The organism is Lysobacter silvisoli, assembly GCF_003382365.1.
In the GTDB taxonomy this organism is placed as follows: domain Bacteria; phylum Pseudomonadota; class Gammaproteobacteria; order Xanthomonadales; family Xanthomonadaceae; genus Lysobacter; species Lysobacter silvisoli.
This window is the reverse complement of record NZ_QTSU01000001.1, coordinates 2,235,709-2,260,399: the sequence shown is the minus strand read 5'-3', so window position 1 is coordinate 2,260,399 and position 24,691 is coordinate 2,235,709. Positions and strand designations below refer to the sequence as shown.

Here is a 24,691-nt window from a genome sequence, read left to right as displayed (position 1 = left end):
GTCAACATGGGTTCCGGCTTTCGCCGGACTGACGGGTTGGCTCAGGGGCTGCGCGCCCAAGGCCTTAGCCGATTCGCACCCGATCCTGCGACGACGGAATGCTCATCGCCTCGCGGTACTTGGCCACGGTGCGGCGCGCCACCGGCACGCCGGTGGCCTTCAGGGTTTCGGCCAGGCGCGCGTCCGACAGCGGCTTGCGCGGGTTCTCGGCCTCGATCAGGCGCCGGATCATGGCCTGGATCGCGGTGCTGGAGGCCTCGCCGCCGGCGCCGGTGTCGATGCCCGAGGCGAAGAACGCGCGCAGCGGCACGGTGCCGCGCGGGGTGCGCGCGTACTTGCGCGAGATCGCGCGCGAGACCGTGGATTCGTGCAGGCCGATTTCGTTGGCGACCTCGCGCAGGGTCAGCGGGCGCAGCGCGCTGTCGCCGAACTCCAGGAACGCGGCCTGCTGCTTGAGCAGGCAGCGCGCCACCTTGAGCAAGGTGTCGCCGCGCGCTTCCAGGCTCTTGAGCAGCCAGCGCGCCTCTTGCAGATGCCCGCGCAGATAGCTGGCGTCGGAGGCGCTGGCGTGGCGGATCATGCCTTCGTAGCCGCGGTGGATGGCGATGCGCGGGCGCATGCCGTCGGCCAGCGCCACCCGCCACAGGCCGTGCTGGCGCCAGATCACCACGTCGGGCGTCACATAGGTATCGGTGGCGATCGCGCCGATCTGCGCGCCGGGGCGCGGGTCCAGCGAGCGCAGCAGCTGCACCGCGGTTTCGACCTCGGCCACGTCCAGCTTGAGTTCCGCGGCCAGGCCGGCCGCGCCGATCTTGGGCAGGCGCTCCAGCGGGCCGTTGGCCAGGCGCGAGGCCAGCTCGCGGCCGGGCGTCTCGGCGGGCAGCTGGCTCAGCTGCAGGCGCAGGCACTCGCCCAGCGAACGCGCGCCGACCCCGACCGGGTCGTAGCGCTGGATCTGGTGCAGCACCGTGGTCAGCTCGTCCTCGCCGGCGTCGATGGCCGGGCCCAGCGAGGCGGCGATCGCGTCCAGCGGTTCGCGCAGGTAGCCGTCGTCGTCGATGGCCTCGATCAGGGCCACGCCGATCAGGCGGTCGCGCGCGGTCAGCGGGCTCAGGTGCAACTGCCACAGCAGATGGTCGTGCAGGGTGTCGGCGTCGGCGACCTGTTCGGCCACCGGGGTGTCGTCGTCGTGATCGGACGGGCCGATGCGCTGGTACCAGGGCTCGCCGTCGTTGGCGCCCCATTCGGCCTCCGGCGGCAGCGGCTCGCGGTCTTCGCCGGAGGATTCGGGCGCGCTGCCGTGTTCCTCGCCGCTGCCGTTGCCCACGCTGATCGCGGTTTCGGTCCAGTCCAGCAGCGGATTGCTTTCCACCGCGGTGACCAGCTCGGCCTCCAATTCCACCGCGGACAATTGCAGCAAGCGGATGGCCTGCCGCAGTTGCGGCGTCATCACCAGCTGTTGTCCTAGCGAGGCTTGGAGGCGGGGCTTCATGTTCGGTGTCTAACGCGACCTGACAGGGCGGGCGGCCGCAAGCGCAGGCCAGGCGAACCGCTGAATCGCGCCTGGAACCTACGTGCTATCGAACACAGGTTACAGGCGGAAGGTTTCGCCCAGGTATACGCGACGGACGTCGGGATTTGCCAGCAGCGCGTCCGGAGCCCCCTGCGCGAGCACGCCGCCGTCGTTGAGGATATACGCCCGGTCGCAAATGCCCAAGGTCTCGCGCACGTTATGGTCGGTAATCAGCACGCCGATGCCGCGATTCTTGAGGTGGCGCACGATTCTCTGGATTTCGCCGACCGAAATGGGGTCGACACCGGCGAAGGGTTCGTCCAGCAGCATCAGCCGCGGCCGCGCCGCCAGGGCGCGCGCGATCTCGACCCGGCGGCGTTCGCCGCCGGACAGGCTGGCGCCGAGCTGGTCGGCCACGTGCGCGACCTGCAACTCGTCCATCAGGCTGGCCAGTTCGCGCTCGCGGCCCTTGCGGTCCAGGTCATCGCGCAGTTCCAGCACCAGGCGCAGGTTGTCGGCCACGGTGAGCTTGCGGAACACCGAGGGTTCCTGCGGCAGATAGCCCACGCCGTACTTGGCGCGGGCATACATGGGATCGGCGGTGATGTCCTTGCCGTCGAGCAGGATCTGCCCGGCGTCGGCGGGCACCAGGCCCACGATCATGTAGAAGCAGGTGGTCTTGCCGGCGCCGTTGGGGCCGAGCAGGCCGACCACTTCGCCGGCGTCCAGCGTGAGCCCGAAATCGCGCACCACTTCGCGGGCGCGGTAAGCCTTGCGCAGACCGCGGGCGACCAGCATCAACGGCCTCCCTTGGCCGGCGCGGCGGGCTTGCTCTTGGGCTGCAGGCGCAGGTTGACGCGGCCGCCGGTGCCGCCGCTTTCGATCTGGCCGGACTTCATGTTGTAGACGATGCGATCGCTCTTGATGGTGTCGCCGGCCTTGTCGACGTAGGCGTTGCCGGTCAGGACGATGATGTCCTTGGGCATGTCGTAGTCGACCTTGTTGGCGCGGCCGGCGAACGGCGAGCCGTCGTCCATTTCCTGCTTCAAGGTCACCTGCGAACCGGTCAGGGTCACGTAACTGATATCGCCGTTGGAGCGCTTGATGTCGGCCTTGGCGGCGTTGATGACCAGCGTGCCCTGCACGATCTTGACGTTGCCGGTGAGCAGGCAGGGGCCGGTGTCGGTGTTGACCGAGCAGTTGCTGTGGTCGGCGCCGACGTCCATGGGCTGGTTGCGGTCCGAGGAGCGCGCATGCACGGCGGCGACCGGCGCCAGCAGCGCGGCGGCCAGGCACAGCGCCAGCAAATTAGCGGGCTTTCGCTTCATAGCGGACCTTGACGTTGGGGATGTTGACGTTCTTGGTTTCGAGATCGGCTTGCAGTCCCGAGCCGTTCATTATAGTGCCCGGCTGGACCAGGGTAACCGGCACGTCCGAGGTGGCCTTGTTCGCATCCGGGAACACGTTCAACCGCTCGGTGGTGATGGTGATCGGCCGGCCTTCGGCATTGGTGCTGTCGGCCTTGACCGCGCCGAGCAGGCGCACCTCGTCGGCCTTGGGGCTGACCCAGGCGGTGCTGGAACGCACCGACCAGGGGCCGCCGCTGCCGTCTTTGGCCGGAATCGAGAAGGTCGGCGTGTCGACGTCCATGGTTTTCACGCTGGGGTCGCGCACCAGCTTGGGCGCGGCCAGGGTGAAGGATTCCTTGCCCTGCTTGTCCAGCACCACCACGCGGAAATCGTTGAGCACATAGTCCGGGCGGCCGCGGTCGGTGGGCGTGCCGCGGTCCTTGTTGCGTTGCGACCACAGCGCCCAGCCGCTGGCCAGCGCGCCCAGCAGCAGGAACGCCATGATCAGGCCGCGCCAGTTCATTCGAGCACCTGCGCCAGCAGCCGCTCGGCATGGCCCTGCGCGCCCAGGATCAGGTCGCACAGTTCGCGCGCGGCGCCGGCGCCGCCGGCCGCGGCGGTGCGCCAGTGCACGCGTTCGCGCACCCAGGCATGCGCGTTGGCCGGCGCCACCGCCAGGCCCACGCGCGACAGCACTTTCAGGTCCGGCAAGTCGTCGCCCATGAAGGCCACTTCGTCCAGGCCCATGCCCAGGCCGGCGGCGAGCTCGCTCACGCAGGCCAGCTTGTCGGCCACGCTGGTGTAGGCCTGCGCGCCCAGTTCGGCGGCGCGGCGCTCGGCCACGGCGCTGGCGCGCGCGGTGACGAAGGCCAGGGCGATGCCCGATTTGCGCAACAGCACCAGGCCCTGGCCGTCGAGCACGTGGAAGGCCTTGAGCTCGCGGCCTTCGCTGTCGAAGATCAGGCGGCCGTCGGTCAGCGTGCCGTCCACGTCGAAACAGGCCAGCCGGATCCGGGCGGCGCGTTCGCGGACTTCGGCGGGGTAGTCGTTGAGGTGGCTGTAGGGCATGGAGCTAGGCGTTAGAGGATAGGAGTTAGTAGTTAGACAGAGCGGGTGCGTACGGGGTGGGGGCGTCGTAGGCCTGCGCGGGCGAGGACGCCGGCTGGGGCTAACTCCTAACTTCTATCCGCTAACTGCTGCCGTTAAACCACTCGTGCACGCAACAAATCGTGAATGTTCAAGGCGCCGACCACGCGCTGTTCAGCGTCCAACACCAGCAGGCCGCTGATCTTGTGCGTCTCCATCAACTGCGCGGCTTCCACCGCCAGCGCGTCGGCGCCGATGGTCTTGGGCGCGCGGGTCATGACCTCGACGATGCGGGTGCCGCGCAGGTCCACGCCCGGATCGTCCAGGGTGCGGCGCAGGTCGCCGTCGGTGTACAGGCCCAGCAGCTCGCCGCGCTCGCCGACTACCGCGGTCATGCCCAGGCGCTTGCGGCTCATTTCCACCAGTGCCTCGCTGACGCTGGCGTCGGCGCGCACGCGCGGCACGTCGTCGCCGGCGTGCATGATGTCGGTGATGTGCAGCAGCAGGCGCCGGCCCAGCGCGCCGGCCGGGTGCGAGCGGGCGAAGTCGTCGGCGGTGAAGCCGCGCGCTTCCAGCAGCGCCACCGCCAGCGCGTCGCCCATGGCCAGCGAGGCGGTGGTGCTGGAGGTCGGCGCCAGCGCCAGCGGGCAGGCCTCGGCCGGCACGCTCACGTCCAGGTGCACGTCGGCTTCGCGGCCCAGCGAGGACTGCGGCCGGCCGGTCATCGCGATCAGCTGGTTGCCCTGGCGGCGCAGCACCGGCAGCAGCAACAGGATCTCGTCGCTCTCGCCCGAGTACGACAGCGCCAGCACCACATCGGCGTCGGTGATCATGCCCAGGTCGCCGTGCGCGGCTTCGCCAGGGTGCACGTAGAAGGCCGGGGTGCCGGTGGAGGCCAGGGTCGCGGCGATCTTGCGCGCCACGTGGCCGGACTTGCCCATGCCGGTGCAGACCACGCGGCCGGTGCAGGCCAGCATCAGCCGGCAGGCGGCGGTGAAGTCGCCGTCGATGCGCGCGGCCACCGCCGCCAGCGCCTGGCCCTCGATCTCGAACACGCGGCGGCCGCTGGCGGCCAGGCCGGGGCCGGCAGCGGTGGACGGGGCGGGGGCCGCGGAGGAAGGGGGCATCGGCATCGGCTGGGGCTGGAGGGGTGGGGCGGCGGCCGGTCGCGGCCGGCCCTGGGGCCTACGCTATCCGACAAACGCGCGCGGCGGGACGGCTCGTTCCCACGGCCGCCATTCCGGACGGCGGGGCTTTCCGCTAGGCTAATCCACGAATTCTATGCGGTTCGACCGCTGAATGCCCATTCAGGGCGGGGCCCCGCGCCCGTGGCGCCCCTCTCCCCGCGGCCCGTCCGCGGCATGCGCGGTCCGCCGCGTCCGCCGCGCTGCCGTTCCTTTCCGCTCGTCCAGGCCGCCGTTGAAGTGAATCCCCAGACCATCCAATCCTTGATCGAACAGGGCCTGCCCGGTGCCCGCGCCGACGTGCGCGGCGACGACGGCGTGCACTTCGAAGCCACCGTGGTGGCCGAGGCCTTTCGCGGCAAGCTGCCGCTGGCCCGCCACCGCCTGGTCTACGCCACCCTGGGCGAACGCATGGGCGGCGAGATCCACGCCCTGGCGCTGAAGACCCTGACCCCCGAAGAGGCCGCGGCCCGGGCCTGATCCGGCACGGTCGTTTCCTTCGCTCTTTCACCCCATTTCATAACCGGCTCCCCATGCAGAAGATCGTGGTCGAGGGCGGCGTCGCTCTGAACGGCGAAGTCCAGATTTCCGGCGCCAAGAACGCCGTGCTCCCCATCCTGTGCGCGACCCTGCTGGCCGACGGGCCGGTGACCATCCGCAACGTGCCGCACCTGCACGACGTGGTCACCACCGCCAAGCTGCTGGGCGAACTCGGCGCCGGCGTGGTCACCGACGGCGATACCGTCACCGTCGATCCCACGACCGTGCACAGCCACGTCGCGCCCTACGAGCTGGTCAAGACCATGCGCGCTTCGGTGCTGGTGCTGGGCCCGCTGCTGGCCAAGTACGGCCAGGCCGAAGTCTCGCTGCCCGGCGGCTGCGCGATCGGCTCGCGTCCGGTCGACCAGCACATCAAGGGCCTGCAGGCGCTGGGCGCGCAGATCTCGGTCGAGAACGGCTACATCAAGGCCCATCGCGACGGCCGCCTGAAGGGCGCGCGCTTCGTCTTCGACGTGGTCAGCGTGACCGGCACCGAGAACGTGCTCATGGCCGCGGTCCTGGCCGAAGGCACCAGCGTGCTCGAGAACGCGGCCATGGAACCCGAAGTGGTGGACCTGGCCGACTGCCTCAACGCCATGGGCGCGCGCATCGAGCATGCCGGCAGCGGCCGCATCGTCGTGCACGGCGTCGAACGCCTGCACGGCGGCAGCCACGACGTGCTGCCCGACCGCATCGAAACCGGCACCTTCCTGGTCGCCGCCGCCATGACCGGCGGCCGCGTCACCACCACCCGCAGCCGCGCCGACACCCTGGACGCGGTGCTGGACAAGCTGCGCGACGCCGGCGCCCAGATCGAAGTCGACGGCGAGCGCATCACCCTGGACATGGGCGGCCGCCGCCCGCGCTCGGTGGACCTGACCACCGCCCCGTACCCGGCCTTCCCCACCGACATGCAGGCGCAGTTCATGGCGCTCAACTGCATCGCCGAAGGCGCCGGCGTGATCAACGAAACCATCTTCGAAAACCGCTTCATGCACGTCAACGAACTGCTGCGCCTGGGCGCCGACATCCGCGTCGACGGCCACACCGCGGTGGTGCGCGGCGTGGGCAAGCTCAGCGGCGCGCCGGTGATGGCGACCGATCTTCGCGCTTCGGCCTCGCTGATCCTGGCCGGGTTGGTGGCGCAGGGCGAAACGCTGATCGATCGTATTTATCACCTGGATCGCGGCTACGAGAACATCGAAGCCAAGCTGTCGAAGCTGGGAGCGAAGATCCGCCGTATCGGTTGAGGCGATCGCTCGCGCCCGACGAATTCCGGCCCCGCTACGGCGGGGCTTTTTTGTGGGCGGCGTACGGCCATGGCTTCGGTGCTATCGTCCGTCCGCGTAGGGATGGTGGTTGGGGAACGACTGCATGGCGCCCATCGCCCGCCCGCGACCCGGCCGGCGCGATGCGTTGCGCATGACTATCAGCGGAGAGGACATGGACTTGGAATCGCTAGCGCGCGGCGGCGGCCGCGGCGCATATCGGAAGCTGCTGCCGTTCGCCTGGATGCTGCCCACTTACTACGCGGCTCCGCCGGGCAAGCCGATTCCCATGGGCGGCGCGCCCTTGGTCTCGTTGCCGGACCCAGACCTGCAGGCGCGTGCGCAGCGTCTGGTCAACGTGCTGTATTGGACCGCGCAGACCCAAGCCAGCCGCGAGGGCATGAGCGATGCGCAAATCTTGAAGTTGTTCATGGCGCCGGAACTCGCGTTTCGCAAAGGCGCGCAAGCGGCGTCGTCGGCCACCGATTCGGGCTTCGGCGGATACGCCGAAGACGCGCGCTACCGGCTGGCCGAGGCCTTGTATGACGCGATCGGCAGGTCCCCTTTGTTCCAGGATTGGCTGGTGGTGGCCGGCAGCCTGTGCTCGGCGGTGCCGGCGGCCGACGCTGCGCAGGCGAGCCTGCTCAACACCGCCTTGGTGCTGCGCGGCGCGCGTGCGCAGAGGGATGCGGCGGTGCCCTACGTGCTGCTGGAAAAGCGCTACCGCCCGCAACCGGGCGCGTCCGACTCGCGCCGTGCCGACGCCGACCAGAGCCTGGGGTATCGCTACACGCTGGACCTGGGGCAGGGCCTGGACAACCTGGTCAACTGGGACGGCCTGACCCAGGGCTTCGAACTGGGTTTGGACCACGCGCAACAGACGCTGCGCAACGACATGAATTATCTGGGGCGGGTGCTGGGCCCGAACATCCCCGCGGCGGACCTGCAAGTGATCGCGTCCTGCGGCATGTCCATCGTCGATCCCTCGACCGCCGTCAAGCACGGCGCCTTGGTCGCTTTGGTCGACGGTTATTGCAGTGCGAGCCAGGACTGGAGGGAGCCTCGTTTCCAGATCGGCCGCTACGACGAGCCGCGCGGCGCGGTGGCGGCCTTGCCGGCGGAACAGTTCGAACTGACCGAACTGCCGCAGCACGACGGCTATCGGATCGATTACGGGCTGGGGCGCTACGCCCAACTAGGGCGGCGCCAAGGCGTGTGGTCGGCCAAGGCCGCGATTCCGCTGTTGGCGGGCTAAGCGAGGCCATTCCACGACGCAAGGCAGGCGGAACCGCGGCGCGCGCGCAACGCAGTTTTGCCGCGCGTGCATCATCCAACCCGTGCCTGCGGCCTTACCATGCCGTCGCCGGCCCCTCCGCCGTTGTCCGACTCCCGGCCCCGCGCCCCCTTTCGAGACCGACGCCATGACCCGCACCCGTTTGTCCGTTCTGACCGCGACCGTCCTGGCCGCCGCCGTGCTCGCCGGTTGCAAGCAGCCGCAGCCGGCCGCGACCGCCACGCCGGGATCGGCCGCGCCCGCCGCGACTGCCGCCGCTCCCGCCGAGCAAGCCGTCAACGCCGACGTCCACCGCTTCCGCATCGGCTCGCTCGAGGCCTTCGCGTTGAAGGACGGCGACATCGACGTGGCCAACGACGGCAAGACCTTCGCCATCGGCCGTCCCACGACCGACGTGGCCGCGCTGCTGACCGCCGCCGGCCAACCCAGCGGCGTGCTGCACCTGAGCATCCAGCCCTTGCTGGTGCGCAGCGGTGCGCAGGTGTTGCTGTTCGACACCGGCGCGGCCGATGCCTCGTTCGCGCGCGCCGGGCGCCTGCCCGCGTCGCTGCGCGCGGCCGGCGTGGAGCCGGCGCAGGTCACCGATATCTTCATCTCGCATGCGCACGGCGATCATGTCGGCGGCTTGCTGGCGAAGGGCCAGCTCGCGTTCCCCAACGCCACGATCCACCTGTCGGCGCCGGAGTGGAAGGCGCTGCAGGCCGACAAGGACGCGGCGGCGCTGGTCGCGGCGATCCAGCCCAAAGTCGCGGCGTTCGAACCGGGCGCGGCGATCCTGCCGGGCGTGGTCACCGCGGTGCCGGTGAACGGCCACACCGCCGGCCACAGCGCCTACGACATCGCGTCGGGCGATCAGCACCTGCTCTACATCGGCGACACCGCGCACCACCACGTGATCTCGGTGCAGCGCCCGGAATGGACCATCCAGTACGACGGCGACGCGCCGCTGGCGCAGGCCAGCCGCCGCACCCTGTTGCAGCGCGCCGCCGACGGCAAGCTGCGTCTGTACTCGGTGCACTTCCCGTTCCCGGGCCTGGGCCAGGTCAAGGCCGAAGGCGAGGGCTTCGTCTGGGTGCCGGAGCAGTGATTCGAATCGCCCCGTCGCGAGGCTGCGACGGGGCGGTGAGGCCGCCGCTATGCGCGGCTGGCGGGTAAGACGATCAGCGCGTGCCGCGCACGCGCAGGTCGATCGCGTCCTGGCCCTTATCGCGCTGCAGGATGCGCGCGGGCACCGGCATGCCGTCGACGACCCAGGCGATGGTCTGCTTGTCGCCGTTGGAACTGACCAGCTTGGTCGCGGTCTGCGACTTGCCGCCCACGTCGATGGTTTCCTTGCCGGCGTTGGTGTAGGTGAGCTGCTTGACCCGGCCGTCCTCGACCATGCGGTAGCTCAGGGTCTTGCCGGCGCCGGCGTCGCGCACCAGGGCCAGGTTGATCAGCAGGGCGTCGAGGTCGCCGGCCTTGAGCGGGATCGGGCCCGCGCGCTCGGGCTTGACGTCGCCGGTCCAGGTGGCCACGCCGCGGCCCCAGTCGTAGGTGGCGTTCTTGACCTGCTTGCGGGTCAGGACCTTGCTGGAATCGCTGCCCGACAGCGGCCGCCACTGACCGTCCTTCTCCTCGAACACGGTGGACTGGCTCAGGTTGGCCAGCGGGCTGGTCACGTCCAGGCTGTACTTCCAGCGGCCGGGGCCGGCCGCGGTCAGGGTCATGCGGCCGTTGCCCTGCATGCCCATGTAGCTGGCCACGTAGTCGGCGCTGAACGGCTTGACCGCGGCGGCCGGCAGGCTGGTGGCGACCAGGGCGCCGGCCAGCAGCCAGGGCGAGAGTCGCAGCGAGGGGGAGGTGGCCATTACGGGACTCCTTTGTATTCGACCAGGCGCAGGTCGTAGGTATCTTGACCGTTTTCGCGCTGCAGGATGCGCACGGGGGTCGGCACGCCGTCCACGACCCAGATCACGGTCTCTTCGTTGCCGCTCTGCACCCGGTTTACACGCATGGCGTTGAAGGACATGTCGCCGACCTTCACGCTTTCCAGCTCCTGCGCCACCAGGTACTGGTGCGGGCGCGCGCGGCCGCCGTCGACGAAGCGGTAGTTCAGGGTCTTGCCGGGCTGGGCATCGCGGATCACCGCCAGGTTGATCAGCAGGCCGCTCATGTCGCCGTCCTGCAATGCGATGGGCTGCTTGCGGGTGTCCTTGAGGTCGCCGGTCCAGCGCGCGCTGCGCGCGTTCCAGTCGTAGGTGCCGATGACCTGGCGCTTGCTGAACACCACTTTGCGCACCAGCGCCTGGCTCAGCGGGCGGTACGCGTCGCCGACCAGATCGAACACCGTGCTCTGCTGCGCAGCGGCGCCGGCCAGGCCCATCATGCCGCGCTCGGCACGGATATCCAGGTCGATGCGCCAGCGTCCGGCGCCGCTGGAGGGCAGCACCTGCATGGTCGCGTCGCCCAGCGCCTTGCCGCCGTTGTAGACCTGATAGTCGGCCACGAACGGCTCCAGCGCGGCCGCGCGGCCGGGCAGCAGCGCGCCGAGCAGGACGGCCGCAAACAGGGACAGCGGTGACTTCATGGGGGGGCTCGGGGCGCGAAGGCGTCGCGGATCGGTGGACGGGCCGGATGACGGGTGGGTCGCGGGTTTGGACCGCGCACGCCCGCGAAGGGTTCACAGGGGCGGCAAATTTCCGGCGGAATCTAAACGCAGCGGAGTAAATAAGGCATGACCGTCCAGGGCCGCGGTTGCGCCCTGTTCAGTAATCCGGCCCGTCACGGCCAGGCGCAGTGTGGCCAGGAGCAGCGGGTGTTCCACCGAAAGTACGCGCGCGCCCAGGGTCTCGGCGGTGTCGCCGGCCTGCACCGGCACCGCCGCCTGCGCGATCACCGCGCCGGCGTCGAGCTCGGGAATCACGAAATGCACGCTGGCGCCGTGTTCGGCGTCGCCGTCCTCGAGCGCGCGCGCATGCGTGTGCAGGCCGCGGTGCTTGGGCAGCAGCGAGGGGTGGATGTTGAGCACGCGGCCGCGGAAGCGCTGGACGAAGCCGTCGCTGAGGATGCGCATGTAACCCGCGCACAGCACCCAGTCCGGCGCGCTCGCGGCCACGGCGTCGGTGAGGGCGGCGTCGTAGTCGGCGCGGCTGGGGTAGCGCGCGGGCACGGCGCTCCAGCGCAGCGGCTCGGGCACGCGCTGCAGCGCGGCCGAGCCGGGTTTGTCGGAAAACACGCCCACCACCTGCGCGTGCAGCTGGCCGGCGGCGATGGCGTCCAGCACCGCCTGCAGATTGCTGCCGCGCCCGGAGGCGAGCACGGCGATGCGGGAGGGCGGTGACGGCATGCGGGCGCGGGTTCGGGAGCGGTCGCGCATTTTAGGCGATCGCCGCGGTGCGGGCCGGCTTTGTTCCTGCCGCGTTCAATCCGGCGGGGTCAGACCCAGCAGGCCGAGCAGGGCGGTGGCGGTGTCCTCGTCGTTGCCCGCGGCGATGGCCTCCAGCCGCGGGCGCAGGGCCCAGGCCTGGCGCGCCAGCTCCGGCGCGGCTTGTTCGTGGCCGCGCTCGGGTTCGAACGAGCCCGCCAGGTCGACGAACACCTCCAGCGCGGCGCGGCGCGACCAGATCGAGCCGTGGGCCATCAGTTCGCCCAGCCACGGCAGCAACGGCACCGCCACCGGCCAGTAGGTGCCGGCGTGGTTGTTGCCCACGGCGTTGAGCAGGGCGCCGTAGGCGCGCTCCACGCCGCTGCGGCCGTCGGCGTGCAGGGCGGTGGACAGCGCGGCGCGCAGTTGCGCGGCATCGCTCCAGGGCGGCCGCGCATACGCGTTCCAATCCACCGCGGCGACGCGATGTTCGAAATCCTGCAGGGGGGGAGCGTGATCGTTCATGCGCCGCGCCGCCGCGGCCAGGCCAGCAGCGCGCCCAGGGTGGCCAGGAACATGTCCATGTGCGCGTCCCAGATATCGCCCTGCTGGCCGTTGTAGGACTCCGCGTCCTGCGGCGACAGGGTCAGCGCGATCGCCCATTCCAGCCATTCGTAGACCAGGCTGGAGCACATGATCGCGGCCACCGCCAGGGCGAAGGCCTGGCGCGGCGACAGCGCCGGCCAGCGCTGGCGGAAGTATTCGCGCAGCGCCGGCGCGAAGCAGGCGCCATAGAGGAAATGGATCAGCCGGTCGAAGTGGTTGCGCTGCCAGCCCATGGCCTGGTCCAGCGACCAGCCGCCGGTCAGCGTTTGGATCCAGCGGTCGTAAGGCACGTAGGAATACAGCCAGCGCGCGGCGATGCAGTGCGCGAGCATGAACACGCAGATCGCGACGAAGTGCGCGTCGCCGATGGGCCAGCGCCGGTGGTGGCTCCACAGCCATAGCAGGCCGACCACGGTCAGCACGCTGTGCATGCCTTGTTCGAACGGGTGCTGCGGCGCGATCCAGGTCAGCGCGAATACCGCCAGCACGACGCCCAGGGCCCCGCGTTGGAGCCCATTGAGCCGCGCCGGCGTTGCCGTCACGCGTGCGGCGCTCAGGCGATATGCACGCGTTCGTCGCCGGCGCGCGCGACCACGCGGCCGATGCGCCAGTGCTCCAGCGCCAGGCGCTGCAGTTCGGATTCGATAGTCGCGGCGTCCTCGGGCGCGACGATCAGCACGAAGCCGATGCCGCAGTTGAAGGTGCGCCACATTTCCTCGTCGCTGACCGCGCCTTCGCGCTGCAGCCACTGGAACACCGGCGGCAGGGTCCAGGACGCGGCGTCGATGTCCAGGCCCAGGCCGTCGGGCACCACGCGGATGATGTTCTCGGTCAGGCCGCCGCCGGTGACGTGGGCCATGGCGTGCAGCGGGTGCTCGCCGCCGTTCGCGCGCAGCAGTTCCAGCACCGGCTTCACGTACAGGCGGGTGGGCGCCATCAGCGCATCGATGAGCTTGACCCCGCCCACGTCGGCGTCGGCCGGGCGGCCGGCGCGGTCGTAGATGCGGCGGATCAGCGAATAGCCGTTGGAGTGCGGGCCGCTGGAGGCCAGGCCGATCAGCAGGTCGCCTTCGCGCACCTTGCTGCCGTCGAGCAGCTGCGATTTTTCCACCGCGGCCACGCAGAAGCCGGCCAGGTCGTACTCGCCCGGCGGGTACATGTCGGGCATTTCCGCGGTTTCGCCGCCGATCAGGGCGCAGCCGGACTGCTCGCAGCCGCTGGCGATGCCGCCGACCACGGCCGCGGCGGTGTCCACGTCGAGCTTGCCGGTGGCGAAATAGTCCAGGAAGAACAGCGGCTCGGCGCCCTGCACCAGCACGTCGTTCACGCACATGCCGACCAGGTCGATGCCGATGCTGTCGTGGCGGCCCAGCTGCTGGGCCAGCTTGAGCTTGGTGCCCACGCCGTCGGTGCCCGAGACCAGCACCGGCTCGCGGTACTTGCCGGACAGGTCGAACAGCGCGCCGAAGCCGCCCAGCCCGCCCATGACCTCGGGGCGGAAGCTGCGCTTGACCATCGGCTTGATCCGCTCGACCAGGGCATTGCCCGCGTCGATGTCGACGCCGGCGTCGCGGTAGGTCAGAGGAGTGGGAGCGTCGGGGGTGTGGGCGGTCACGGCGGCTCCGGCGGGCGCAAAGGTGAGTTGAGCCCGCCATTTTACCAGTGCGGCGGGCCGCGAATGGACGTTGCGGCCCCGCTGCGGCACCATTTCCCCCGTAACGCACCAAATCAGGGACAGCAATGGTTCGCGCAATCCGCGTTTTTCTGGCCGTAACGCTGCTGCTGGCGAGCTCCGCCACCTTCGCCCAGCGCGTCGAGGGCGACCGGGCCAAGGCCGAGGGCGTGTACGCGGCCGAGGTGCCGGTCAACGGCCAGAGCGAGGCCGAGCGCAACGCCGGCTTCGCCCGCGCGCTGGCCCAGGTGCTGGGCAAGCTCTCCGGCGACCGCGGCGCGGCGTCGCGGCCGGGCGTGGGCCAGGAGCTGCGTCGGGCCAAGGACTACGTGGCCGGCTACGACTACCGCCAGGACGAGGGCGTGGGCCCGACCGGGGCGCCGACCTACCGCACCACCCTGGTGGTCAGCTTCGATCAGGCCCAGGTCGACGGCCTGGCCTCGGTGCTGGGCCTGCCGGTGTGGCCGACCCCGCGCCCCAAGCCGGTGCTGTGGCTGGCCATCGACGACGGCAGCGGCCCGCGCCTGGTCGGCCTGAACCAGGCCAACGCCGCCCGATCCACCCTGAACCGCGCGATCGAGCGCGGCTACCGCCTGGGCCTGCCCGGCGGCAACGCGGCCGAACAGGCCGTGGTCGGCGCGATCTGGCGCGGCGACAGCGCCGCGGTGGCGCGCGCTTCGGCGCGCTACAGCCCGCCCATGCAGCTGATCGGCAAGCTCTACCGGGCCAAGGGCGGCTGGAAGGCCGACTGGATCTTCGTCGACGGCGGCAAGGTGCTGTCGAATTGGTCCACCGAACAGGCCGACGCCCGCGCCGCCATGGCCGGGGGCGCCGACGGCGCCGCCGACGCGCTGATGCGCCGCTACGCCAAGCGCGGCAGCGCCGCCGGCCCGCCGGGCGTGTACCGGGTGGCGTTCACCAACCTCAACAGCAGCGACGACTACATCCGCCTGTCCGGCTACCTGCAGCGCCTGGCCGTGGTCCGCAAGATCACCCCGGTGCGCGCCAGCGCCGAGATGGTGGAGTTCGACCTGGACCTGATCTCCGGCCTGCAGGGCCTGCGCCGCATGACCGAAGGCGGCGACGTAGTCGAGGCGCAGGAAGGACTGGAAGGCCAGCCGCCGGTGTACCGGCTGCGCTGACCGGCCTGCTCCCGGCGCCTGCGCAGAGCCGCAGGCGCCCGCCGCCATCGCGCCATCCCCTTTAACGCCAGAGGCCGAACATGGACCAAACGCCGCTGCACGACATCGCCCAATTCCTGCGCCGCCTGCAATGGGCCGCGCTCGGCCTGGGCGCGTGCTGGCTGTTGTGGCTGCTGGCGCCGATCCTGACCCCGTTCGTGGTCGCGGCCATGCTGGGCTGGCTGGGCGACCCGCTGGTGGACCGCCTAGAGCGCGCCGGCCGCTCGCGCAACGTCGCCGTGACCCTGGTGTTCACCGCCATGGCGCTGCTGCTGTTGCTGGTGCTGCTGATCCTGGTGCCGCTGATCGAGCGCCAGATCACCACCCTGATCGCCTCGCTGCCCAGCTACCGCGACTGGTTCATGAACACCGCGCTGCCGTGGGTGGAGCTGCGCACCGGCTTCGAGCTCACCACCTGGCTGGACCTGGAACACATCACCCAGCTGCTGCGCAGCAACTGGGAGCGCGCCGGCGGCGTGGCCACCACCTTGCTCGGTTACCTGTCGCGCTCGGGCTTCGCCCTGATCGGCCTGGTCGCCAACATCGCCCTGCTGCCGGTGATCACTTTCTTCTTCCTGCGCGACTGGGATCTGATGGTCGCGCGCGTGGCCTCGATGATTCCGCGCAACCACCTGGACACGGTGAGCCGCCTGGCGCGCGAGTCCAGCGACGTGCTCGGCGCGTTCCTGCGCGGCCAGTTCCTGGTCATGCTGATTCTGGGCGTGATGTACGGCCTGGGCCTGTGGGCGGTGGGTCTGGACCTGGGCATCCTGATCGGCCTGATCGCCGGCCTGCTGACCTTCGTGCCCTACCTGGGGCCGGCCAGCGGCATCATCCTGGGCAGCATCGCCGCCCTGGTGCAGTTCGGCGACTGGAAGTACGTGGCCGGCGTGCTGACCGTGTTCGGCATCGGTCAGCTGATCGAAGGGTATTGGCTCACGCCCAAGCTGGTCGGCGACCGCATCGGCCTGCATCCGGTGGCGGTGATCTTCGCCGTGCTCGCCGGCGGCCAGCTGTTCGGCTTCCTCGGCATGCTGCTGGCGCTGCCGGTGGCGGCGGTGGCCAACGTGCTGCTGCGCTACGCTCAGGAGCGTTACACCAGCAGCCGCCTGTACGCGGGCACGCCTTCGGGCATCTTGCTGCAGCCCGAGCGCCACATCGCGCCTGCGCCCGCCCCGGCGGAGCGCGAGGGCGAGTGAGTCCGCGGCGGTGAGTTCGATTCCGTGAGCAAGCGATCGTGAGCGCGAAACAGTTGCCGTTGGCGTTGCGCTATCCGCCGGACCAGCGCCTGGACACCTTCGTCGCCGCGCCGGCCGGCGCGATCGCGCAATTGCGCGCGCTGGCCGAAACGCCGGGCGGCGACTGGCTGTACCTGGCCGGCCCCGCCGGCGTGGGCAAGACCCATCTGCTGCTGGCCGCCTGCGCGGCCGCCGAGTCCGCCGGCCGCCGCGCCGCCTATTTGCCGCTGATCGCGGCCGCCGGCCGCCTGCGCGACGCGCTCGACGCGCTGGAAGGCAACGACCTGCTCGCGCTGGACGGCCTGGACGCCATCGCCGGCACGCGCGAGGACGAGATCGCGCTGTTCGACGCCCACAACCGCGCCCGCGCCGCGGGCGCCGCGGTGATCTACGCCGGCCGCGACGCGCCCGACGGCCTGGCTCTGAGCCTGCCCGACCTGCGCTCGCGCCTGTCGCAATGCGCGCGCATCGCCCTGGCGCCACTGGACGACGACGGCCGCGCCGAAGTGCTGCGCCAGCGCGCGCAGCGCCGCGGCCTGGCCCTGGACGAAGCGGCGCTGGACTGGCTGCTCAAACGCGTGGACCGCGATCTGGCCGGGCTGACCGCGCTGCTGGACCGGCTGGACCGCGCATCGCTGGCGGCGCAGCGGCGGATCACCGTGCCGTTCCTGAAGCAGACGCTGGATTTGCAGTAGGCCGATATTCGGGGCCCCTCCTAGGGGTAGGAGCTGCGTAAGCTACGACCGCGCTGCGGCGGTCTCGCGGCGCGCATTCGGGTTGCATCGTGCGCGACTTGCTCGTTTCCGTCGTGAAGCGAGAGCTTCGCGGTAGCCATAGGCCGTGGTCGCGGCTCGCGCCGCTCCTACAGGGAGCGGGCGCGGCGCCAGCCTTATGTGGGAGGGGCGTGAGCCCGCGATTGCGCTGTTTCGAAGTGGCGTCGCTTCAGTCGGGCAAGTGGTAACGCGCCTCCTGCGTGCGTCCACCGTAGCCATAGGCCGCCGCGCGCACGTCCTGCACGTAGATGTAGCTTTCCTCGTGCAGGTCGCCGAGCAGGCGCGAGAAGCCGTCGAAGGCTTCGCGGATGTATTGCGCCTTTTCCTGCTTGGTGTTGGTCTCGTCGGTGACCTTGACGTCGAAATAGACGCTGCGCTTGCCCTGTTCGAGCAGGGTGCTCCCGCCCACGACCCAGTCGGCCGGATCGACGTACTCGACCAGGATCGAGGTGACATCGGGGTTCTTGCCCAGCACGCGGGTGGTCAGTTCCAGCAACAGATCGGCGATCTGGCGGGTCAGGTCGGGCGAGCGCACGGCGCTGACTTTGACGTTGAGGATCGGCATGGCGGTTCTCCTATAGTTAGCTATGCAACTATTGCGACGAAAATCAATCCAAGCGCAGACGGGCATCGCGCACCGCATCGACGGCGCCGGCGAAACCGGACTCGCCCAGCGCGCGCTTGAGCCTGCGGGTCACCGCCTGGCTGGCCTGGTTGAGGGCGGTGCGGATCGCCACGGCTTCGGCGGTCGGCTCGATGGCCTGGCCGCGACCGTCCTCGGCCGAACTGCGCCGCAGCACCAGCCCCTTCGCCTCCAGCCCATCCAGCAGCCGGGTCGCGGTGGGGCGGGCGATCACCAGCGCCTCGGCCAGTTCGTTCGGCGCCAGGCCCGGCCGGTCCAGGATCGTGCGCAGCATGAAACCCTGCGGCGGCGTCAGGCCGAACGGCGCGAACGCGGCCGTCCATTCCTTTTCCAGGCGGCGGGCCAGGGCGGTGGTATTGAAGTAGAGGCAGCCTTCGAACATGAGAGCAGCCTACGTCGATATGATTAGCTATGCAACTACTTTGACGGAGTGTTCCGCCGGCAGGTGCGGTTTCGCTATCGCGGCTCACGCCGCTACCAAGGGAAGCCATCGCCGCCTTCTGTGGGAGTGGCGTGAGCCGCGATGGCGCCGTCCCAAGATCGCCTCGGGATCCGATATGCGGGGTAGGAGCGGCGCAAGCCGCAACCGCGCCTCTGCCGATCGCCGTGGCGCTTCGTCAGCGCGACGGCGGATCGCCGGCTTCGATCGCGCTCTGCAGCGCCGACAGGAACTCGCCCTCGGCCAGACCGCCGCCCCAGCCATTGCCATGCACCAGCTCGCGCATCGGCAGGCGCGACCGCCAGCCCTGCGCCTGCAGCTCCGGTTGCTGCAGGAATTCGTCGACATAGCCCAGGCACAGGTAGGCCACCGGCACCACGCCCGCCGGCAGGCCCAGCACCTGCGCCAGATCGGCCGGTTCCAGGATGCTGACCCAGCCCACGCCGATGCCTTCGGCGCGCGCGGCCAGCCACAGGTTCTGCACCGCCAGGCAGGCACTGAACAGGTCGGCGTCGAGCATGGTGTTGCGGCCCAGCACGTGCTCGCCGCCGCGGCTGCGGTCGCAGGTCACGCACAGGTTGAGCGGGCTGTCGACGATGCCTTCCAGCTTGAGCCGGCGGTACAGCTCGGCGCGTTCGTCGCGGTAGTTGTTGGCGGCCTCGGCGTTGGCCGCTGCGTGCAGCGCCTTGACCCGTTGCTTGACCCGCGCGTCGTCGATGACCACGAAGTCCCAGGGCTGCATGAAGCCTACCGAGGGCGCGTGGTGAGCGGCGCGCAGCAGGCGTTCCAGCACCGGCGCGGGCACGGGATCGGGGCGGAACTGCGAGCGCACGTCGCGGCGCTCGAAGATCGCGCGGTAGACGCCGTGGCGTTCGGCGTCGGGGAAGCGATGCTCGCTCATCCGGCCAGCGCGGCGTCCAGGTCCGCCAGCCGTTGCGGCGTGCCCACGTCGGTCCAGCGGCCGCGGTGGTGCTCGCCGCTGATCCGACCCGCGGCCATGTGCGCGCGCAGGATCGGCGCCAGGCGGAAGCGCGGCGGCGTTTCGTCGGCGCCGGCGTCGTTGCTGTGCGCGCGCCAGCCGTCGAGCAGCTGCGGCCGGTACACGCCCAGGCCGGCATAGGTCAGGCGCTGCGCGCCGTCGCTGCGCACCAGACCGTCGGCGTCCAGGGCGAAATCGCCCTGGGTCGCCTGCGGCGGGCGGTCGACCATCACCAGGTGCGCCAGCCCCGTGGGCTCGCGCGGCAGGCGGGCGAAATCGGCGTCGGTCCAGATGTCGCCGTTGACCAGCAGGAACGGCGCTTCGCCCAGCAGGGGCAGCGCGTGCAGCATGCCGCCGCCGGTTTCCAGCGGCGTGCCGCCTTCGTAGGAGTAGACGATGCGCAGGCCCCAGCGCGCGCCGTCGCCCAGGTGACGCGGGAACTGCTCGGCCAGCCACGAGGTGTTGACCACCACCTCGCGCACACCGCAGGCGGCGAGCTTTTCCAGGTGCCATTCGATCAGCGGCTTGCCCGCCACCGGCAGCAGCGGCTTGGGCGTGGTGTCGGTGAGCGGGCGCATGCGCTCGCCCAGCCCGGCGGCGAAGATCAGCGCCTTCATGCGGCCGCCTTGGCCATCGCCGGGCGGATGCGTGTGTCCAGCAGCTCGGCCAGCGGTTGCAGTTGCGGGTGGCGCGGCAGCACTTCGTCCAGGTAGGCGATGAAGCGCGGCGCGTCGGGCAGGTATTTGCTCTTGCCGTCGCGGTAATGCAGGCGGGCGAAGATGCCCAGGATCTTGAGGTGGCGCTGCACGCCGAGCCAGTCGGCGTCGCGCAGGAAGCGTTGCAGCGGCGGCACCGGCACACCGGCGGCCTGGGCGCGTTCGTGGTAGCGGACCAGCCAGCCGTCCACGCGCTCCAGCGGCCAGCTCAGGAACGCGTCCTTGAACAGGCTGACCGCGTCGTAGGCGACCGGGCCGCGCACGCAGTCCTGGAAATCCAGCACCGCCGGGCCCGGCGTCACCGGCATCAGGTTGCGCGGCATGTAGTCGCGGTGGGTGAGCACCTGGGTCTGCGCCAGCGCGTTGTCCATCAGCCGGCGCTGCACCAGTTGCAGGCGTTCGCTGTCGCCGCAGTCCAGCTCCAGGCCCAGGTGGCGGCGCAGGAACCATTCCTCGAACAGGCCGGCGTCGCGTTGCAGCAGCGCCTCGCCGAACTCGCCCATGCCGTGCGGCGGCGCGATCGTCTGCAGCTTCAGCAACTGCTCCACGGCGGCGTCGAAATGCGCGTCGGCGCTGTCGGGGTCGATGATCTGGGCCAGGGTCGGCCCGCCCAGGTCTTCCAGCAGCAGGAAGCCGGCGTCGGCGTCTTCCACGAGCACGCGCGGCACGCGCACGCCGCCGTCTTCCAGCAGTTGGCGCAGGCGCAGCCAGGGCCGCACGTCCTCCAGGCCGGGCGGCGAGTCCATCAGGATCACGCTGGCCGGCGTGCCGGCGGCGGGACGGCCGCGCCAGTAGCTGCGGAAGCCGGCGTCGACCGAGGCGCGCTCCAGTTGCAGGTGTTCGTCGCCGCTGGCGCGGCGGGCCCAGGCGAGGCGCGCTTCGGCGCGCTCGTCGGCTTGAAGCTGGGTCATGCGGTCTCCGCGCGACCAACGGGGCCGCGAGGGCACAGGGTACGCGGCCTGCCCGGCGTGGTGAACCGTGGGAGCCTAGCTCCAGGAAGTGGCCTCAGGCCGCGACCGTCTCCGCCGCTTCCAGCGACGCCAGCCATTCGTCGTCCGAGCCTTCGGCCACGCCTTCGAACAGGAAGGTGGACAAGTAGCGTTCGCCGGTGTCGGGCAGCATCGCCAGCAGCACCGAGCCTTCCGGCGCTTCCTGCGCGACCTGCAGCGCCGCGGCCACGGTGGCGCCGGCGGAAATGCCCACGAACACGCCTTCCTCGGCGGCCAGGCGGCGCGCGGTGTCGCGCGCGACCACGTCGTCGACCGGACGGATTTCGTCGGCCACGCTGCGGTCGAGCACGCCGGGCACGAAGTCCGGGGTCCAGCCCTGGATCTTGTGCGGCTGCCAGTCCTTGCCGCCCAGCAGCGAGGCGCCGGCCGGTTCGGAGGTCACGATCTTCAGATCGGGGCGTGCCAGCTTCAGCACCTGTCCGGCGCCGCTGAGGGTGCCGCCGGTGCCCCAGCCGGTGACGAAGTAGTCCAGCCGCTTGCCGGCGAAATCGCGCAGGATTTCCGGGCCGGTGGTGCTGCGGTGGTAGGCCGGGTTGGCCGGGTTTTCGAACTGACGGGCCAGGAACCAGCCGTGCTGCGCGGCCAGTTCGGCGGCCTTGCGCACCATGCCGCTGCCGCGTTCGGCCGCGGGCGTGAGGATCACCTTGGCGCCGTAGGCGCGCATCAGCTTGCGCCGCTCCACCGAGAAGGTCTCGGTCATCACCGCCACGAACGGATAGCCGCGCGCGGCGGCGACCATGGCCAGGGCGATGCCGGTGTTGCCCGAGGTCGCCTCGACGATGGTCTGGCCCGGCTTGAGCGCGCCGCTGCGTTCGGCATCGAGCACGATGGCCAGGGCCAGGCGGTCCTTGACCGAGCCGCCGGGGTTGAAGGATTCGACCTTGGCGTACAGCGATACGTGCTTGGGCGCGATGCGGTGCAGTTTGACGATGGGCGTGTTGCCGATGGTGTCGAGGATGCTGTCGTAGAGGGCCATGGGGAGGTTCCGGTAGAGGAAAAGGGTCAGGCCGCGGCGGCCAGTGCCGGCGCGTAGCGCAGCGGCGCGGCGCCGTGCCAATGCAGCGTTTCGGCCAGCGCCGCCACTTCGCCCAGGATCAGCAGCGCCGGCGAACCCACGGCGTGCGCCTGCGCGGCGTCGGGCAGTTCGGCCAGGGTGCCGACCACGGTGCGCTGTTCGGCGCGCGAGCCGTTTTCGATCAGTGCGAACGGCGTGTCCGGCGCGCGGCCGTGGGCGATCAGGCGATCGCGCAGGCGCTGCAATCCGGCCACGCCCATGTACACCGCCAGGGTCTGCTTTTCCTGCGCCAGCGCGACCCAGTCCAGGTCGTCATCGGCGTCCTTGGTGTGGGCGGTGACCAGGCGCACCGACTGGGCGTGGTCGCGGTGGGTCAGCGGCACGCCGCTGTAGGCCGCGCAGGCCAGCGCTGCGGTGATGCCGGGCACCACCTCGTAGGCGATGCCGTGCGCGCGCAGCACTTCGATCTCTTCGCCGCCGCGGCCGAACACGAAGGGGTCGCCGCCCTTGAGCCGGACCACGCGCTTGCCGGCGCGGGCGTGCTCGAGCATGAGTTCGTGGATGCGTTCCTGGGTGGTGTGGTGCGCGCCGGATTGCTTGCCGACTTCGATGCGTTCGGCATCGCGGCGCGCCAGGCGCAACACCTCGGCGCTGACCAGGCGGTCGTGCAGGATCACGTCGGCCTCGTTGAGCGCGCGCAGGCCACGCAGGGTGAGCAGGCCGGGATCGCCCGGGCCCGCGCCCACCAGCACCACCGAACCGGCGCGCGTGCGCTCGCCGCCGGCCAGTTCGGCTTCGAATGCGCGTTGCGCGGCGCGGCCGCGGCGCTGGCGCAGCAGCGCCGGCACCGGCCCCGCGAGCAGGCGGTCGAAGAAGCGCCGCCGCGCGCCCAGCGCCGGGTAGCGCGCGCGGATGCGCAGGCGTTCGCGGCCCAGCAGTTCGGCCAGCTCGCCCAGCGAATCGTCGAGCTGGGTTTCCAATTGCTCGCGCAGGTGACGGGTCAGCATCGGCGCGCCGCCGCCGCTGGAGATCGCCACCTGCAGCGGCCCGCGCTGCACGCGCGAGGGCACGTGCACGCTCGACGCCTCGGCGTCGTCGACCACGTTGACCCAGACCCGGCGCGCTTCGGCGGCCGCGGCCACCGCGGCGTTGACCGCGTCGTCGTCGGTGGCGGCCACGGCCAGCCAGATCTCGTCCAGCCAGGCCGGCTCGAAGCGGCCGGGCAGGTGTTCGATCAGCCCGCGCTCGGCCCAGGCGGCCAGTTCGGGTTGCAGCAAAGGTGCGCCTACCCGCACCCGCGCGCCGGCGTCCAGCAGGGCCTGCGTCTTGCGCTGCGCGACCGCGCCGCCGCCCACCACGAGAACGGCGCGGCCGCACAGAGCGGCAAACAGGGGAAACAAGGGAGCGCTCATGCTGGCTTGCGGGATCGTCGGCGGGGGTGGGGAGGCTGATCGACCCTACAAATCCCGGCCGGCACGGGGAAATGACGCCCTTGCCTGTGCCCATGCCTGAACGGCATGAGCGCGGGAGCCGCCGATGGAGGACAGTACTGGACAGGGGCCCGACCGGATGGTTAGGCTATTGATCCTTCTATCCGAATAGAGCGATGGATAAGCGAGCGATGCGCGGCACGACCAAGACGGCCCACGCCCCGATGGGGTGTCGCCGTGTCTGCGCCCGCCGCCGCCCTGCCTCTCGCTTACGGATACTGCTGCCATGACCCTGACCCAACTGCGCTACCTGGTCGCCATCGCCGACTCGGGCCTCAACATCACCTTGGCCGCCGAGCGCGTGCACGCGACCCAGCCCGGCCTGTCCAAGCAGCTCAAGCAGTTGGAGGACGAGCTGGGCTTCCAGTTGTTCGTGCGCAAGGGCCGCAGCCTGGAAGCGATCGCGCCGGCCGGCGAACGCGTGCTCGCGCATGCGCGCCGGATCCTGGAAGAAGCCGGCAACATCCGCAGCTACGCCGCCAATGAGCGCGGTCAGCACGCCGGCCGCCTGATCCTGGCCACCACCCACACCCAGGCGCGCTACGTGCTGCCCACGGCCATCGCCAGCGTCAAGCGCGGTTTCCCGCAGGTCAGCGTGCACCTGCAGGCCGCGGCCGACGGCGAAGTGTTGGAGCAGCTCAGCCACGGCAACGCCGACTTGGCGGTGATCAGCACCGCCGGCGCCGTGCCCGAGGGCGGGCTGGCGGTGCCGCTGTTCCGCTGGCGCCGGGTGGTGCTGGTGCCGCGCACGCATGCGCTGGCCTCGCTCAAGCGCGCGCCGACCTTGGCCGAACTGGCCGCGCATCCGCTGGTGAGTTACGAATCTTCCACGCGCCCGGAATCCTCGCTGCGACGCGCCTTCGCCGCCGGAGGCGTGGAACCGCAGTTGGCGATGACCGCGCGCGACGCCGACCTGATCAAGACCTACGTGCGCGCTGGACTGGGCGTGGGCGTGCTGGCCGAAATGGCCGTGGCCGAAGGCGACGAAGACCTGCAGGCGCTGACCGCGCCCGATGCCTTGCCCGAGTGCGTGACCTGGGCGGTGATTCCGCGTGCGCGCGTGCTGCGCGACTACGTGCTGGAGCTACTGCAGGGCTTGGCCCCGCAGATCGACCGGCGCGATTTGCGGCGGGTGCTGGAAGGCAACCTGGCGCCGGATTGGCCGCGGGCGCCCAGTTGGGGCGAGCGGGCTAAGACGTCTGTGGTTTGAGGGGTTAAAAGCAAATCCCCCTACGCCCTTTTCAAAGGGGGGAATACGGATCGGGATTTCCAAGCGGAATCGCCACGACCCAGCGCATGCAGTTCCCCCTTTGAAAAAGGGGCTAGGGGGATTTGCTCTTAAGAGCGTC

The 24,691-nt window shown here is 70.6% G+C and carries 27 protein-coding genes; 8 read left to right on the top strand and 19 right to left on the bottom strand.

Annotation, left to right across the window (positions count from 1 at the left end; genetic code table 11):
* Window positions 1-64: 64 nt before the first annotated feature.
* The 6 genes from DX914_RS09980 to DX914_RS09955 all read right to left on the bottom strand — a co-directional run bounded on the left by DX914_RS09980 (window position 65) and on the right by DX914_RS09955 (window position 5,075).
* On the bottom strand, window positions 65-1,492 hold the full coding sequence (locus DX914_RS09980) for an RNA polymerase factor sigma-54 (RefSeq protein WP_115858826.1): 1,428 nt from the start codon (window positions 1,490-1,492) through the stop codon (window positions 65-67).
* Window positions 1,493-1,591: 99 nt separating this feature from the next.
* The gene (gene lptB, locus DX914_RS09975) at window positions 1,592-2,311 is read right to left on the bottom strand and encodes an LPS export ABC transporter ATP-binding protein (RefSeq protein WP_115858825.1); all 720 of its coding nucleotides are present in this window, start codon (window positions 2,309-2,311) and stop codon (window positions 1,592-1,594) included.
* Entirely contained in the window at window positions 2,311-2,841 is a 531-nt protein-coding gene (gene lptA, locus DX914_RS09970; protein ID WP_115858824.1) for a lipopolysaccharide transport periplasmic protein LptA, read from the bottom strand. The genes lptB and lptA overlap by 1 nt, the downstream gene beginning before the upstream one ends.
* Window positions 2,822-3,385 carry an LPS export ABC transporter periplasmic protein LptC gene (gene lptC / locus DX914_RS09965; protein ID WP_115858823.1) on the bottom strand — a complete coding sequence of 188 codons (564 nt, stop codon included), beginning with the start codon at window positions 3,383-3,385 and terminating at the stop codon, window positions 2,822-2,824. Before lptC ends, lptA begins: the two co-directional genes overlap by 20 nt.
* Window positions 3,382-3,930 (bottom strand): KdsC family phosphatase, encoded by a 549-nt coding sequence (locus DX914_RS09960; protein ID WP_115858822.1) that lies wholly within the window; start codon window positions 3,928-3,930, stop codon window positions 3,382-3,384. Before DX914_RS09960 ends, lptC begins: the two co-directional genes overlap by 4 nt.
* Before the next feature lie 134 nt (window positions 3,931-4,064).
* Entirely contained in the window at window positions 4,065-5,075 is a 1,011-nt protein-coding gene (locus DX914_RS09955; protein WP_115858821.1) for a KpsF/GutQ family sugar-phosphate isomerase, read from the bottom strand.
* Between the two features lie 297 nt (window positions 5,076-5,372).
* Between DX914_RS09955 and DX914_RS09950 the strand changes: the two genes are divergently transcribed.
* The 4 genes from DX914_RS09950 (at window position 5,373) to DX914_RS09935 (ending at window position 9,321) form a co-directional block, all read left to right on the top strand.
* Window positions 5,373-5,612, top strand: coding sequence for a BolA family protein (locus tag DX914_RS09950; RefSeq protein ID WP_115858820.1), 240 nt, complete (start codon window positions 5,373-5,375; stop codon window positions 5,610-5,612).
* A gap of 53 nt (window positions 5,613-5,665) precedes the next feature.
* On the top strand, window positions 5,666-6,922 hold the full coding sequence (murA, locus tag DX914_RS09945; RefSeq protein WP_115858819.1) for a UDP-N-acetylglucosamine 1-carboxyvinyltransferase: 1,257 nt from the start codon (window positions 5,666-5,668) through the stop codon (window positions 6,920-6,922).
* Between the two features lie 172 nt (window positions 6,923-7,094).
* Window positions 7,095-8,195, top strand: coding sequence for a hypothetical protein (locus DX914_RS09940; RefSeq protein ID WP_147300645.1), 1,101 nt, complete (start codon window positions 7,095-7,097; stop codon window positions 8,193-8,195).
* 166 nt (window positions 8,196-8,361) lie between these two features.
* A complete protein-coding gene (locus DX914_RS09935; RefSeq protein ID WP_115858817.1) occupies window positions 8,362-9,321 on the top strand; it encodes an MBL fold metallo-hydrolase in 960 nt (319 codons plus the stop codon).
* A gap of 73 nt (window positions 9,322-9,394) precedes the next feature.
* On the opposite strand, the gene DX914_RS09930 is transcribed toward DX914_RS09935, so the two are convergent.
* The 6 genes from DX914_RS09930 to purM all read right to left on the bottom strand — a co-directional run bounded on the left by DX914_RS09930 (window position 9,395) and on the right by purM (window position 13,768).
* Complete coding sequence (locus tag DX914_RS09930; RefSeq protein WP_115858816.1) at window positions 9,395-10,084, bottom strand: DUF3108 domain-containing protein; 690 nt, start codon at window positions 10,082-10,084, stop codon at window positions 9,395-9,397.
* Window positions 10,084-10,803, bottom strand: coding sequence for a DUF3108 domain-containing protein (locus DX914_RS09925; RefSeq protein ID WP_115858815.1), 720 nt, complete (start codon window positions 10,801-10,803; stop codon window positions 10,084-10,086). The genes DX914_RS09930 and DX914_RS09925 overlap by 1 nt, the downstream gene beginning before the upstream one ends.
* Window positions 10,804-10,896: 93 nt before the next feature.
* Window positions 10,897-11,562, bottom strand: a complete 666-nt coding sequence (purN, locus tag DX914_RS09920; protein WP_115858814.1) for a phosphoribosylglycinamide formyltransferase — start codon at window positions 11,560-11,562, stop codon at window positions 10,897-10,899.
* Between the two features lie 75 nt (window positions 11,563-11,637).
* Window positions 11,638-12,105, bottom strand: coding sequence for a hypothetical protein (locus DX914_RS09915; protein ID WP_115858813.1), 468 nt, complete (start codon window positions 12,103-12,105; stop codon window positions 11,638-11,640).
* Window positions 12,102-12,728 carry a DUF2238 domain-containing protein gene (locus tag DX914_RS09910; protein WP_231118190.1) on the bottom strand — a complete coding sequence of 209 codons (627 nt, stop codon included), beginning with the start codon at window positions 12,726-12,728 and terminating at the stop codon, window positions 12,102-12,104. The genes DX914_RS09915 and DX914_RS09910 overlap by 4 nt, the downstream gene beginning before the upstream one ends.
* A gap of 11 nt (window positions 12,729-12,739) precedes the next feature.
* On the bottom strand, window positions 12,740-13,768 hold the full coding sequence (gene purM, locus DX914_RS09905; protein ID WP_425480677.1) for a phosphoribosylformylglycinamidine cyclo-ligase: 1,029 nt from the start codon (window positions 13,766-13,768) through the stop codon (window positions 12,740-12,742).
* A 158-nt stretch (window positions 13,769-13,926) separates the two neighbouring features.
* Between purM and DX914_RS09900 the strand changes: the two genes are divergently transcribed.
* The 3 genes from DX914_RS09900 (at window position 13,927) to hda (ending at window position 16,972) form a co-directional block, all read left to right on the top strand.
* Complete coding sequence (locus DX914_RS09900) at window positions 13,927-15,000, top strand: DUF2066 domain-containing protein (protein ID WP_115858811.1); 1,074 nt, start codon at window positions 13,927-13,929, stop codon at window positions 14,998-15,000.
* Window positions 15,001-15,080: 80 nt separating this feature from the next.
* The gene (locus tag DX914_RS09895) at window positions 15,081-16,238 is read left to right on the top strand and encodes an AI-2E family transporter (protein WP_115858810.1); all 1,158 of its coding nucleotides are present in this window, start codon (window positions 15,081-15,083) and stop codon (window positions 16,236-16,238) included.
* 38 nt (window positions 16,239-16,276) lie between these two features.
* Window positions 16,277-16,972: a DnaA regulatory inactivator Hda gene (gene hda / locus DX914_RS09890; RefSeq protein WP_115858809.1), complete on the top strand. Its 696-nt coding sequence runs from the start codon at window positions 16,277-16,279 to the stop codon at window positions 16,970-16,972.
* Between the two features lie 247 nt (window positions 16,973-17,219).
* On the opposite strand, the gene DX914_RS09885 is transcribed toward hda, so the two are convergent.
* From DX914_RS09885 to cysG, 7 genes are all read right to left on the bottom strand, one after another.
* The gene (locus DX914_RS09885) at window positions 17,220-17,615 is read right to left on the bottom strand and encodes a tautomerase family protein (RefSeq protein WP_115858808.1); all 396 of its coding nucleotides are present in this window, start codon (window positions 17,613-17,615) and stop codon (window positions 17,220-17,222) included.
* 43 nt (window positions 17,616-17,658) lie between these two features.
* Window positions 17,659-18,075 (bottom strand): MarR family winged helix-turn-helix transcriptional regulator, encoded by a 417-nt coding sequence (locus tag DX914_RS09880; protein ID WP_115858807.1) that lies wholly within the window; start codon window positions 18,073-18,075, stop codon window positions 17,659-17,661.
* 235 nt (window positions 18,076-18,310) lie between these two features.
* Window positions 18,311-19,033: a 5,6-dimethylbenzimidazole synthase gene (bluB, locus tag DX914_RS09875; protein WP_115858806.1), complete on the bottom strand. Its 723-nt coding sequence runs from the start codon at window positions 19,031-19,033 to the stop codon at window positions 18,311-18,313.
* Window positions 19,030-19,728 (bottom strand): N-acetylmuramate alpha-1-phosphate uridylyltransferase MurU, encoded by a 699-nt coding sequence (gene murU / locus DX914_RS09870; RefSeq protein WP_115858805.1) that lies wholly within the window; start codon window positions 19,726-19,728, stop codon window positions 19,030-19,032. Before murU ends, bluB begins: the two co-directional genes overlap by 4 nt.
* Window positions 19,725-20,738: an aminoglycoside phosphotransferase family protein gene (locus tag DX914_RS09865; RefSeq protein ID WP_115858804.1), complete on the bottom strand. Its 1,014-nt coding sequence runs from the start codon at window positions 20,736-20,738 to the stop codon at window positions 19,725-19,727. Before DX914_RS09865 ends, murU begins: the two co-directional genes overlap by 4 nt.
* Before the next feature lie 94 nt (window positions 20,739-20,832).
* Window positions 20,833-21,813, bottom strand: a complete 981-nt coding sequence (cysK, locus tag DX914_RS09860; RefSeq protein WP_115858803.1) for a cysteine synthase A — start codon at window positions 21,811-21,813, stop codon at window positions 20,833-20,835.
* Between the two features lie 26 nt (window positions 21,814-21,839).
* Window positions 21,840-23,264: a siroheme synthase CysG gene (gene cysG / locus DX914_RS09855; protein WP_115858802.1), complete on the bottom strand. Its 1,425-nt coding sequence runs from the start codon at window positions 23,262-23,264 to the stop codon at window positions 21,840-21,842.
* 304 nt (window positions 23,265-23,568) lie between these two features.
* On the opposite strand from cysG, the gene DX914_RS09850 reads away from it, so the two are divergent.
* Entirely contained in the window at window positions 23,569-24,552 is a 984-nt protein-coding gene (locus DX914_RS09850; RefSeq protein WP_115858801.1) for a LysR family transcriptional regulator, read from the top strand.
* Window positions 24,553-24,691 lie beyond the last annotated feature (139 nt).